Source organism: Actinacidiphila acidipaludis, from assembly GCF_019890725.1.
Taxonomy (GTDB): Bacteria; Actinomycetota; Actinomycetes; order Streptomycetales; family Streptomycetaceae; genus Actinacidiphila; species Actinacidiphila acidipaludis.
Genome location: NZ_JAINZZ010000073.1, coordinates 22,163 through 34,290, shown reverse-complemented (window position 1 = coordinate 34,290; position 12,128 = coordinate 22,163). Strand labels below are relative to the sequence as shown.

Sequence of the window (12,128 nt, the reverse complement as noted above, 5' to 3'; positions counted from 1 at the left end):
GCCGCCGTAGGACTTGCGCAGCCCGATGGCGGAGACGGCGGACGGCGGCTGCGGTCCGCCCTTGCGGCTGGTTGTGGGCATGACAGACGAAGGCATGAGGCCCTCCCGTTCGGGGGCTGAAGTCCTGTGGTGCGGCGGTGTGGTGGCGGGGGGAGGCGGAACAGGGGAGGCGGCGACCGGCCTCAGACCCGTGCGCGGCGGATGTCGATGTTCCCGAAGCGGGTGCGGGCGTGGATCTTGACGGTGTCCTCGCTCTCCTCGGGCGTGTCCGAGGAGGTCAGCCCGTTGCGCACCTGGCCGGCGTTGGAGCTGACGTCAAGCCAGGCGGCGGTCCCCTCCCGGACGCCGACCTCGATGGCGCCGTAGGAGGTCTCCAACTGCACGGTGCCGCGCGCGACTTCGGCGACGCGCAGGGTGCCGTGCGCGGTGGTGGCGGTGACCGGGCCCTCGGCGCGCGTGATGTCGATGTCGCCGTTCGCCCCGCTCACCCGCAGCTCGCCGGTGGCGGCGCCGACGGTCGTGCTGCCGTGCGAGTTCTTCAGGACGGCGTCACCGTCGACGAGCCCGACACGCACGCTGCCCGAGCTGGTCGTGATCTCCGCCGCGCCCTCGATGCGGTCCACGGTGATCGAGCCGTGCGACGCCTTGAGCTGCAGCGGGCCGGTCGTGTCGAGGCGGACATCACCGGACGAGGTCTTGACGCGGACCTCCCCGAGCCGGCCCTCGCCCAGGACCTGCGTCCAGGCGCCCGTCACGTCGACGGCCGAGCCGGTGGGCAGTTCGACCGTCACGTCGACGGCGCCGGTGGGGCCGATCAGGTGGCGCTGCCTGGTCCTGACGGTCAGGACGCCGGCGGCGTACGTGACCTCGGTCTGCTCGGCGGCCCGCACGTCCTTGTCCTTCTTGGGGTCGCGCGGCCGCACGTCGACGACCGTGTCGGAGCGGTCGCCCGCGGTGAACTGGACGGAGCCGGCGCCGACGTGGGCGGTGGCCGAGATCGGGGCGGGGGTGTCAAAAGCAGGCATGGCTGTGCCGTCCTCTTGGGTCTGCGGAGCGTCCTGGCTGGTGGGACGCCGCGGGGTCGAAGTGGTGCGGGTTCAGCGGTGCGGGTGCCGGGAGGCAGTTGCCGCGGGTGCGGGTGCGGGTGCCGTTCGGCGGGCGGATGCGGGGTGCGGGGCTAGCGCACCCATCCCGTGAAGCTCTGTCCGACGGTCTGGGTCTTCTCCGTGGTGCGCGGCCGGCTGCCGCCTTCGACCGCGGCCGCCACGGCCCGGACCAGCCACGCGTTGACCGACAGGCCCTCGCGGGACGCCGCCTCCTCGGCGCGCGCCTTGAGGTGGGCCGGCAGGCGCAGATTGACGCGGGCGGTTCCGCCCTCGTCGGTGTCGGCGGGAGTGGGCGCCCGCAGCGGTTCGGCCGGTGCGGGTGCCGGTTCTCTGAGGCCGCTGTCGCCGGGTGGCGGGGTCACCACGAAATCGGGGTCCAGGCCGCGCAGCCGTACGTCGACCGAGCCGGGGGCGAGGTCGCGGGTGACCTCGTCCATTGCGGCGGACAGGACGTTGAGCATGGTCAGCCTGGTCGCCGACTCCAGGGGAGCGGTGAGGCGCTCGGCCAGCTCGCGGGCGTCCTGGCCGCCTGCTTCGGCAGCCACCGCGAGTTCGCGGCGGAGGGCGTCGACATACGGGGTGAGGTCCATGGCATTACTATGGCACCACCGTGGTGCCATCCGCAAGCCTGATGGGGGCATCTGGCGTCATGATGGCACCGATGGTGCGTTGGGCTGGGAAGATGCGCCCTCAAAGCCGACGGTCGGCGGACTTCAGGGTTGCCGCTGCGGCTCTGATGTCGAAAGGTGACGCCGTGTGGCGCCAAGGTGATGCCATGTGGTGTCACATGGCGCCAGAGGCGGGACTCGCAGGGCCCCCGGGCCCCACTGCGGGCCCGGGGCGCCGGCTGTCAGCGGCGGGTGCCGCAGTTCGGGCAGAAGGCCGCTCCCTGCGGGACTTCGTTGTGGCACGAGGTGCAGGAGTCCGGCTGGGCCACGCGGGTGCCGCAGCCCGGGCAGAAGGGTGTGCCATGGGTCTCGGTGCGGCACTGCGGGCACACCAGCTGCCGGGGCGTGCCGGTGTCGAAGCTCGTGCCCGCCTGCTGGCCCGCCGCGTACGCGCGGTCGGTGACCATGTCGTTCAGGCCGCGCTGCCGGGCGGCGACGGCCTCGGCGGCGGTGTCGGGCGCGCAGGTCAGGCAGATGCCCTGGCCGGCGTTCCAGCAGCGGTTGCAGACGTAGTGCGTGCAGCGCGGGCAGCGGTTGAAGTGCCCCTCGGCGTTGCTGATCGCCCGCTGGAACGACGCGTCGCGGGCGGAGCCGAAGCCCGCGCCGGCCAGGCCCTCGGCGGCGCTGGACACACCCGTGCCGGTGCGGCCGAGGAACCCCCAGGCGGCGTTGACCCCCTTGTTGACCCAACTGGCCATCCGGGCGCCGTTGTAGGGCTCGAAAGGCGAGCGCCAGGTGTCGTAGCAGCGCCCGCAGGAGAACTCGAACTGGAACCCTGCTCCTGTGCCGTACTCCTCGCACAGATCACGGTAGTTGTTGCTGAAGTAGATCTCCGCGCCACTCATCGCACGCCTCCCCGAGCGCTCCTGCGGCGGGCCCTCGCCTCGCCACTGTCCCCACCGTTCGGACGTGGTCGGCGCCCGGCCGGTTGCCGCCCGTGCGCTGCGGTCGGCGGCAGCGGCACGCGGGGCAGGCACAACTGTGGCATACGCCAAAGAGCCATTGTGAAAAGGGAGTTGAGCCAGACAACCGCTGTTGCGGTGTGGACGGAAGAGACGGTTCCGGAGCGGGAGCCGGGCTGTCAGGGCGGTGTGGCGGGGAGGGTCAGGGTGAAGGTGGAGCCCTGGGCGGGGGCACTGGTGGCGGTGACGGTGCCGCCATGGGCCTCGGCGAGTTTGCGGACGATGGACAGCCCCAGGCCGCTGCCGCCGGTGCGGCGGGTCCGGGACTTGTCGGCACGCCAGAACCGGTCGAAGACGCGGGGCAGGTCGTCGGGGGCGATGCCCGTGCCCGTGTCGGTCACCTCGATCACCGCGCGGCCCGCCGCGGGCGAGCCCGCGCGCACGGTGACGGTGCCGCCGGGCGGCGTGTGCCGGATCGCGTTCGACACCAGGTTGCCGACCGCCTGCCGCAGCCGCACCGGGTCGGCGGTCAGCGTCACCCGGTCCGGCGCGTCGGTCCGCAGGGTGACGCCGGCCGCGTCGGCGATGCCGCGGTGCGCGGTCGCCACCTGGGCGACGACCTCGGCCAGGTCCAGCGGTTCGGTGTGCAGCCGCAGGTCACCGGCGTCGGCCGCCGACAGGTCCCGCAGGTCGTCGATCACGTGCTGCAGCAGCACCGCCTCGTCCAGCAGGGACGTCACCAGCTCGCGGTCCGGGACCACCAGACCGTCCTGCGCGGCCTCCAGCCAGCCGCGGATGTTGCTCAGCGGGTTGCGCAGCTCGTGGGCCACGTCGCCGACCATCGCCTTGCGCAGCCCCTCGGACTCCTCGCGGCGTTCGGCCATGGAGTTGAAGGCGGCTGCCACCCGGCCCATCTCGTCGTTGGCCGTCACCTTCACCCGTACGCCCAGGTCGCCGTCGGTCATCCGCCGGGCCGCGCCGGCCAGCTCCCGCAGCGGGCGGACCATCCGGGTCCCGGCCAGCGCGGTGACGGCCAGGGTGACCAGCAGGACCAGGCCCGTGACCTCGGCGATCCGGGCACGGTTGGCGGGGGAGAGGTCGAGGAACGTCGCCGCGGGCTGCCGCGGACTGCTGACGAACAGCAGCGCGGGCGGGGCGACATACGGTGCGAGCTGCTGCCGGCGGGCGGCGTCCACGCAGGAGGCGGCGGCCGCGTCGCCCGCAACCGTGCGCCGTCCGGTGGCCGTCCAGCCGAAGTCCACCCCGATCCGGACCGTGCCGGCGCCCTCGCGGCGCAGGCACGCGTTCGCGAGGTCGTCGAGCCGCCGCAGCGCGCGGGTCTCGGTGGCAGTGGGCTGCGCCAGGACGCCGGTGTCGCAGTCGGTCGGCAGGTACAGGCCGGTCAGCGCCGTGCGGACGTAGGACCGCCCGCTCGGCGTGCTCAGCACCCGCGCGTCCAGGTGGAGCCGGTCGCGCAGGCAGGCGGCGGTGCGCAGGGCCGTCCCGCGCAGGTCCGCGCGTTCGGCGGAGGGCAGCAGGAACGGGCCGACCGCACGGGCGTCGATGGTGCCGGAACCGGTCGGCGGCGGCCCTGCCGAGGCCTGCGCCGACCGGTCCTCGGTCACCGGTGCGGGCGCGGGCGTGGGCAGGCAGCGTGTGCCCTGCGGGCACGGCACGGCGGACGGCAGATCCGTCGCCACCGGCCCGCCCGCGTTCTGGGTGCGGGCGATCAGCGCGGTGTCCACGGCCAGCGGATCGACGGTCGCGGACGCCTGGGCCGGCAGCGTGTCTCCCCTCTCGCCGTCCGCCGGCACAGCCCGGTCGCCCGCAGAGCCACCGGACGCGCCGGACCCACCGGAGTCCTCCGCCGCCCTGCCCGCCGAGTCGATCAGGACCCGGCGACGGGTGTCGGTGACGGTGATCCGCAGCCCGGTGTCCTTGGCCAGCGACCGCACGGTGCCCTCGGCCCCCTGCCACTCGTGGTGGGTGGCCGCCCAGCCGAGCAGCAGGTCGTACGCCTTGGCGTCGTCGGTGAGCGCCTGTCCCTGCTCCTGCCGGATACCGACGGCCGTGATGTGCACGGTCAGCCAGGCGGTCGCGGCGATCGACCCGGTCGCCACGAGGGCGGCCAGCACCATCAGCTTGACGAGGAGGCTGCGGCGCAGCGGGACGTCACGCGCCATCACGGACGTCCTGGCCGGGAGTGGCGGAAGTGCCCGCGTCGGGCGTGCGGCCCGCGTCCGCCACCAGCTTGTAGCCGACGCCGTAGACCGTGAGGAGGCGGGACGGACGGTCCGGTGCGGGCTCGATCTTGCGCCGCAGGTTCATCACGTGGACGTCCACCGTCCGCGAGGTGAACCAGCGGTCGAAGCCGTGCTGGTGCTGGATGATCTGGGCCCGGCTGAAGACCCGGCCGGGTTCGGCGGCGAGCAGGGCCAGCAGCGCGAACTCGCCCGGGGTACAGGCGACGGGACGCCCGTCGCAGGTCACTTCGTGACGCGCCGGGTCGACGGTGACCGCGCCGACGCGCAGCACCGGGTCGACGGCGGCAGCGGCCGGGACCGTGGCGGCCGCCCGGCGCAGCAACGTACGCACCCGGGCCATCAGTTCGCGCGGGCTGTACGGCTTCGTCATGTAGTCGTCCGCGCCCAGGTCGAGGCCGAGCAGCAGGTCGTCCTCGGTGGAACGCGCGGTGAGCATCAGCACCGGCAGCCCGGCCAGCGCGGGATCGGCGCGCAGCACCCGGCACACGTCCAGGCCGTCGACCCGCGGCATCATCACGTCCAGCAGCATCAGCTCCGGCCGGCCGGCCCTGGCCTCGTCGAGAGCGGCCCGGCCGTCGTGCACGACGGTCACCCGGTGGCCCTCGTTCTCCAGGTACCGGCGTATGAGTTCGGCCTGCTTGGGATCGTCCTCGGCGACCACCACGTGTGCGCACATGGCGTCGAGTGTAGGAAGGCGGACGGGCCGCTGACCGGTCCCGCGGGCGTCCGGGCAGCGGCGCCACCGGAGGACTACGGCTTCCTGACAATCTCCTGACATCCCCCGCCTAGCGTCCCCGGGCATGTCACCGAACACCACCACCCGTCCGTCTGCGCCCCCTCCGGTCGCGTCCCGTCCGGTCGCCCCCCGTCCGCTCGCGTCGCGGGCGACACGCGACCACCGGACAGCGCCGCGGGTCCCCGGTCCACGCCCGCATGCCCGCCGCATCCTCCTCCCGGCGTCGGCCGCGGCGCTGTGCCTGCTCGCCCTCACCGGTTGCGGGGGCGGAGGCAAGGCCGCCGCGGGCGTCGCCTCGCTCCCGAGCACGCCCCCGGCCACCGCTCCGGCCGCCACCGACGGTGCCGCCCCCGGAACTCCGGCCACTCCCACCGGCCCGGGGACGGTGCCCACCGGCGCCGGCTCGTCGACGCGGCCGCAGGAACGCCTGGACGACACGCCCGCCGAACGCGAGGCGCTGATCCACGCGTGGGACGTGTGCCTGGTCGACCACGGCGCCCGCTGGACGACCACCCGCGCCGGAGTGGCGGGCGCGCCGAAGACGGTCGCGGACCCCGTTCCGAAGCAGGCGAGCGCGGCCTGCGAGGACAAGCTGCCGCAGGAACCGCCGGAGCTGAACCCGGCGCTCAACCCGCACTACCGGGACGACACCCTCGCCGAGATCTCCTGCCTGCGCGCGCACGGCGTCATGGTCCACCTCGTGCCGGACACCAGCGTGGACCCGGGCGGCCTCGGCTGGACCTACGACAGCAGCACCACCCAAGTCCCGGCGAACGAGGGCCAGATCGAGGACCAGTGCCAGCGGCAGGCCTTCGGCGGCGGGACGGGGAAGTAGTGCCGTGAGCGAGTCCGTACCTTCACTACCGTCAGTACCGTCAGTACCGTCAGTACCTTCAGTACCGTCCGTACCCGCCCAGAACGCGCATCGTCCGTCACCGCTCGGGTCCGGCGCGGGTGGTCCCGTGCCCGCGCCGGCGGAGGGCACGCAGTCGTCCAGAAGCGAGACGACGCGCCCGGGGGAGTCCTGGGAGCCGGAGCCGGAGGCAGTTCCGGCGAACGAGCCGGCGCACGAACCGGTGGTGCCCGAGCAGGCCGGCGCCGGCACCCCCGACGGTGAGGTCCGGACCCGGCGCCCCCGGGCCCGTCTCGCCGCGCTCGCCGCCCTCCTGCTGGTGGCCGGTGGCCTGACGACCGGTGCCGTCGCCCTGCGCGACCACGGCCACAAGCCGCCGGGACCGCCGGTCAGCGCCGCCGACGTGCACACCGCCACCGTCGCCAGGACCGACCTGTCCGACAGCCGGAGTCTGCCCGGCACCCTCGGCTTCGGCCCGCAGACTCCGGTCACCGGCCGCGGCACGGGAGTGGTGACCGCACTCGCCACGGCCGGCGCCACGGTGACCCGCGGCCACAGCCTCTACCGCGCGGACGACCAGCCGGTGGTCCTCTTCTACGGCGGCACCCCGCTCTTCCGGACCCTCAAGGCGCCGGCCGGCAAACAGACGCCGCAGCGGGGCGGCGACGTCACCGTCGTCGCCGACAACCTCCAGGCCCTGGGGTACGCCATCGGCTACCGCCCGCCGGACACCGACGGGCACGGCGCCACCTACACCGCGGAACTGGCCGCGGCCGTCAAGCGCTGGCAGCAGCACATCGGGATGACGGCGACCGGCACGCTCGGCGTGGGGCAGACCGTGGTGCTGCCCGGGCCCGTGCGGATCGGGCAGGTGCAGGCGCGCTTGGGCGACCCGGTGCAGGAGACGCTGATGTCGGTCACCGCGACCGGCCGCCGGGTCACCGTGCCCGTCGAGGCCGGCGACGACACCGGCATCAAGGCCGGCGCGATGGTGACGATCACGCTGCCGTACGAGCGGTCGGTGCCCGGCACGGTCACCGCCGTCAGCCACACCGTCCAGGCCGGCGGCAACGACGCGGGGTCCGGCCAGCAGGACCCCAATTCCCCGCCCACGGTGGACGTCACCGTCGCGCCCGTGCACGCGAGCGACCTCGCGGGGCTCGACGCGGCGCCGGTCACCGTGCGGTTCACCACGACGACCCGGCACGGAGTGCTCGCCGTCCCCGTCACCGCGCTGGTGGCCCTGAAGGAGGGCGGGTACGCGCTGCAGCGTACCGACGGCACGCTGGTCGCCGTCACCACCGGGCTGTTCGCCGCCGGTCAGGTCGAGGTGAGCGGGCCGGGCGTGACCGCGGGCCTGCGGGTGGAGACGGCGTCATGACGCAGACGGCGGGCAGCGGTACCACGAACGCCTCGCCCCGGCGGGAGGTCCTGCGGGTGCGTGAGGTCAGCAAGACGTACCCGGGCGGAGTCACGGCTCTCGATCGTGTCTCCCTCACCGTGACGGTGGGCGAACTGCTCGCCGTCATCGGCCCCTCGGGTTCGGGCAAGTCCACCCTGCTCCACCTCATGGGCACCCTCGACCTGCCGAGCGAGGGCACCGTGGAGGTCGCGGGCCACGACGTCGCGGGCCTGCCGGACCGACGCCTGTCGGTGCTGCGCGCCCGCTGGCTCGGGTTCGTGTTCCAGCAGTTCCACCTCACCGACGGCCTCAGCGCGACGGAGAACGTGGCCACCGGGCTGCTCTACGCCGGAGTCCCGCGGCGCCGGCGGCGCCCGCTGGCCGAAGAGGCCCTGGCCCGTGTCGGCATGGCGCACCGCCTGAGCCACCTCCCGCACCAGCTCTCCGGCGGCGAACGGCAGCGGGTCGCCATCGCCCGCGCCCTGGTCAACTCGCCCGCCCTCGTGCTGGCCGACGAGCCCACCGGCGCCCTGGACAGCGCCAACGGCCGGGCCGTCCTCGACCTGCTCACCCGTCTCAACGCGGAGGGCACCACCATCGCCGTCATCACGCACGACCGGGAGATCGCGGCGCTGCTGCCGCGCCGCGTCGAACTGCGCGACGGCCGGATCGTGATCGACACCGGCGCCGCCGGAGAACGGGTGCCGCGCCCGCTACCGGACGGGCCGACGAAGGAGGCCGCCGTATGAGGCGGACAAGGACCACCGACGGCACCAGGCCCGGCCCCGTGCGGCTGTCCCCCGGTGACGTGCTGCGGCTCGGGCTCGTGGGACTGCGGGTGCGCAGACTGCGGGCGGCGCTGTCGGCGCTGGGGATCTCGATCGGCATCGCCACGATGATCGTCGTGACCGGCATCCCGGCCTCCAGCCAGAAAGGGCTGCTGGAGCAACTGACCGCACTGGGCACCAACCTGCTCCAGGCACAGCCGCAGCCCAACCAGACGCCACCGGTGCTGCTGCCGCAGGACGCGGACGCCATGGCCCGGCGCATCGGGCCGGTCACGCAGGCGAGTGCCGTCGCCAACACCCACCGGGGTGTGCAGCGCACCGACCGGTCCGACCCGAGCGACAGCGTCGGCATCAGCGTGCTGGCCGCCCGGGACGACCTGCTGGCGGCCGTCGGCGGGCGCGTGCACACCGGCCGTTTCCTCTCAGTGGCCACGGACCGCTTCCCCACGGTGGTGCTCGGCTACCAGGCCGCCGCCTGGCTGGGTTTCCGGCAGTTGCCTCCGAGTGGTCCGCTGCCCCAAGTGACCATCGACAAGCGGCTGTTCACGGTCATCGGTATCCTCGACCCGATGCCGCTCACGCCGGAGCTGGAACAGTCCGTCATGGTCGGCTGGCCGGCCGCCACGCGCTATCTGACGTTCGACGGGCATCCCACGGTGGTCTACGTCAAGGCCCGCGAGGACGCGCTGGAGGACGTCCGCGCGGTGCTGCCCGCCACCCTCTACCCGCAACTGCCCGGGCTCGTGGAGGTGAGCCGCCCCTCCGACGCCCTCGCCGCCAAACGCGCCACCGAGCACACCTTCTCGTCCCTCTTCCTGGGCCTGGCCGGGGTGGCGCTGCTCGTCGGCGGCATCGGCGTGGCCAACACGATGATCATCTCGGTGCTGGAGCGCCGCCGCGAGATCGGCCTGCGCCGGGCGCTGGGCGCCAATCGCGGCCAGATCAGGGGCCAGTTCCTGACCGAGGCGGTGATCCTCTCCGCGGCCGGCGGCGCGCTGGGGGCCGCCGCCGGTGCGGCGGCGGTGCTCGGCTACGCCACGTTCCAGGGCTGGCCGCCGGTCGTCCCGGTCTCGTCCCTGGCCGGGGGACTCGGCGCGGCGCTGCTGATCGGTATGGCCGCCGGCGTCTATCCGTCCCTCCGAGCGGCCCGCCTCCCCCCGACCGAGGCACTGGCCGCGGCCTGACGCCGGCTCCCACTCGTGCGGCGAGCCCCGGACCGATCGGGCCCGGGGCTCGCTGTCGTGCGGTCGTCCACGCCGGTGGCGTTCGGTGCCTCCGCCGTCAGAACACGGCGGCGCGGAGCGTCACTTGCTCACGCGGCTCATCGGCCCGAAGGGCGCGTCGTGGCGATCTCGACGGGGATCGCGGGGCCGAGGGGGCGGACCGTGCCGTTCAGGACGCGGTCGGACGAACGGTCGTCGTTCAGGTAGCGCTGGAAGAAGGCGGTGGCGTAGGTCGCGAGGGCGCGGCGTTCGGCGGTCTCGGTGAGCTGGGGGATGTCGGTCGTGCCGTCGGCGTCGCTGACGCAGGTGCCGGCCGGGCCGTCGTGCTCGGCGTCGTCGGCCGCCGCGGGCAGCCCGCTGCTGGGCGACCAGCGGGTGTTGAAGAAGTTGTGGTTGCCGCCGATCAGGTGCAGGGTCCGGATCGTCGCGGACCGCTCCGGCCGGGCGCCCGCCTCGGTGTAGTAGACGTCGCCCTCCTTGGTGCTGCTGAAACCACCGCGGTCGCATGTGCCGAACGTGGATATGAACGGGATGTCGGGGGCGGTCAGCGACTGCTCGGGGGTGCCGTCGATCGCCGGGTCGACCGCGGCCAGGGGCAGCACCGCCCTGATCGCCACGCCCTGGGGCCAGTCCCCGCGGTTCGCGTTGGACGCCTGCCACTGCACCGCGCGTCCGCCGCGCGAATGGCCGAGGGTGCCGACGTCGGTCATGTCCAGCCGGCCGCGGAAGTCCACCGAGACCGCCTGTCCGGTGCCGGTGCGCGTGAAGTGCCCGGCCAGCGGGCCGGTTCCGGTGGCCGCCAGCCGGGCCCACATCGCCAGGTGCGCGTTGATGAGCGCGGTCCGTGCGGCGTCGCCGTCGGCGCCGCTGGGATCGACGGCGTTGAGCCCGTCCGCGCTGATGGAGATGGTGACGAAGCCCTGGCGGGCCAACTGCTCGCCCAGGTAGTCGAAGCCGCGGTAACTCTCCATCGCCCCGGCGCCGGGCCTGCACGGCCACTGGCTCAGGAAGTGCAGCTGCTTGTCCGCCTCCTGTTCGTCACCGGCCTGCTGGGCCTTCTGCCCGGCCGTCCACGCGGCCTGGTCGGCGCACGACCACCACAGGCCGTGCAGGATCACCACGACCGGCCTGGGGCCGGTGCCGAGGTCGGTGGGGTAGTGGACGACGCCGGTCAGCTCGGCGCGCGCCCCGCCGGTGTTCGGGACGGTGAACGCCCGCTCGCCGAGGTGGTACTCGACGCTGCTGACGCCGGACGCGGCGCGGTCCGCGGCTCCTGCCGCCACCGGCCGGCCCGCATCGCCGTGCGTGCCGGCGGCGGACGCGGTGCCGGCCGGCCCGAGGAATGTCGCGGCGAGCGTCGTCGCCGTCAGGACGAGGAGGGATCCGCGGGGACGGACCCGTGGACGAGGGAGGCTGCGCGTGACGGGCATACTCCGCCTTTCGTGTGCGGACGCCGCCGGTCCGATCCCGCCGGCTGACCGCGGCCGAGTATGCGAGGCGAATGTCAGGAAGCTGTGGGCTTCCCGTTCGGATCCTCTTGCCGCGTGGAGGCTGCGCCCGATCCGGGCGCCTTTTCGGTGCGCTCCGAACGTCCGCTGCTCGAGGCAGGGCGGGGCTTGGGCCGGCCGTGGTGCGGTCACGCCGGCGGCGCGGTCACGCCAGGCCGAAGTCGGGCCGGCACTGCGGGCAGGGAAGGATCGTGGGGACCTCGCTCCGCCGGTCGGCCAGCGCCGCGCGGGCCTCGTCCCGGGTGAAGCCGGGACGGCCGTCCCCGCGGTACCGGGGGCAGTCGCCCCGGTGCAGATAGGCCGGACGAGGGGCGGGACCGGCCGATTGCGCGGGCTCGACGTGCCACCACTTCACGGCGGCGTTCGGCGTGGTCCGCCCGGCGTGGGCCGTGCGCGGTGCGCGTCCCGGCCCGCCGGGCCGGTCGTCCGCGTCCACGGCGGCCAGCGCCTCCGTCTCGCTCTGGCGCCGGCGCCGCAGCCGGTCGGCCGCGTCCGCCTCCCGGAGGGCCCGCCGGCCTTCCGTGCGCTGCCGCCTCTCCCGCTGCTCGGCCAGCCGAATCGCCTCCCGTACGTGGCGCAGCTGCACGAGCAGGTACGTCTCCACGACCCGGAGACGGGCGAGGTCAGGCGGCAAATCGGTCACGTGTTCGATCATAGAGGCGGGTGCGGCGACGGGGC

11 protein-coding genes are annotated in these 12,128 nt (G+C 74.3%); 4 read left to right on the top strand and 7 right to left on the bottom strand.

The window, feature by feature from the left end; translation table 11 throughout:
• Positions 1–182: 182 nt before the first annotated feature.
• From K7862_RS33160 to K7862_RS33140, 5 genes are all read right to left on the bottom strand, one after another.
• Positions 183–1,025, bottom strand: coding sequence for a DUF4097 family beta strand repeat-containing protein (locus K7862_RS33160; protein ID WP_222968769.1), 843 nt, complete (start codon positions 1,023–1,025; stop codon positions 183–185).
• Between the two features lie 152 nt (positions 1,026–1,177).
• Positions 1,178–1,696: a toxin-antitoxin system HicB family antitoxin gene (locus K7862_RS33155; protein WP_222968767.1), complete on the bottom strand. Its 519-nt coding sequence runs from the start codon at positions 1,694–1,696 to the stop codon at positions 1,178–1,180.
• Between the two features lie 260 nt (positions 1,697–1,956).
• The gene (locus K7862_RS33150; protein ID WP_222968765.1) at positions 1,957–2,619 is read right to left on the bottom strand and encodes a double zinc ribbon domain-containing protein; all 663 of its coding nucleotides are present in this window, start codon (positions 2,617–2,619) and stop codon (positions 1,957–1,959) included.
• A 236-nt stretch (positions 2,620–2,855) separates the two neighbouring features.
• Entirely contained in the window at positions 2,856–4,859 is a 2,004-nt protein-coding gene (locus K7862_RS33145) for a sensor histidine kinase (RefSeq protein ID WP_222968763.1), read from the bottom strand.
• Positions 4,849–5,616 carry a response regulator transcription factor gene (locus K7862_RS33140; protein ID WP_222968762.1) on the bottom strand — a complete coding sequence of 256 codons (768 nt, stop codon included), beginning with the start codon at positions 5,614–5,616 and terminating at the stop codon, positions 4,849–4,851. The genes K7862_RS33145 and K7862_RS33140 overlap by 11 nt, the downstream gene beginning before the upstream one ends.
• 124 nt (positions 5,617–5,740) lie before the next feature.
• Between K7862_RS33140 and K7862_RS33135 the strand changes: the two genes are divergently transcribed.
• The 4 genes from K7862_RS33135 (at position 5,741) to K7862_RS33120 (ending at position 9,903) form a co-directional block, all read left to right on the top strand.
• A complete protein-coding gene (locus K7862_RS33135; protein WP_222968760.1) occupies positions 5,741–6,511 on the top strand; it encodes a hypothetical protein in 771 nt (256 codons plus the stop codon).
• Between the two features lie 127 nt (positions 6,512–6,638).
• Positions 6,639–7,910 (top strand): peptidoglycan-binding protein, encoded by a 1,272-nt coding sequence (locus K7862_RS33130; protein WP_308012325.1) that lies wholly within the window; start codon positions 6,639–6,641, stop codon positions 7,908–7,910.
• A complete protein-coding gene (locus K7862_RS33125) occupies positions 7,907–8,680 on the top strand; it encodes an ABC transporter ATP-binding protein (RefSeq protein ID WP_222968758.1) in 774 nt (257 codons plus the stop codon). Before K7862_RS33130 ends, K7862_RS33125 begins: the two co-directional genes overlap by 4 nt.
• Positions 8,677–9,903 carry an ABC transporter permease gene (locus tag K7862_RS33120; protein ID WP_222968756.1) on the top strand — a complete coding sequence of 409 codons (1,227 nt, stop codon included), beginning with the start codon at positions 8,677–8,679 and terminating at the stop codon, positions 9,901–9,903. Before K7862_RS33125 ends, K7862_RS33120 begins: the two co-directional genes overlap by 4 nt.
• Before the next feature lie 137 nt (positions 9,904–10,040).
• Here the strand turns inward: K7862_RS33120 and K7862_RS33115 are convergent, their stop codons facing one another.
• Both K7862_RS33115 and K7862_RS33110 read right to left on the bottom strand, forming a co-directional pair.
• Positions 10,041–11,372, bottom strand: a complete 1,332-nt coding sequence (locus K7862_RS33115) for an alpha/beta hydrolase (RefSeq protein WP_222968754.1) — start codon at positions 11,370–11,372, stop codon at positions 10,041–10,043.
• A 223-nt stretch (positions 11,373–11,595) separates the two neighbouring features.
• Positions 11,596–12,093: a DUF6233 domain-containing protein gene (locus tag K7862_RS33110; RefSeq protein WP_222968753.1), complete on the bottom strand. Its 498-nt coding sequence runs from the start codon at positions 12,091–12,093 to the stop codon at positions 11,596–11,598.
• Between the last annotated feature and the right edge of the window lie 35 nt (positions 12,094–12,128).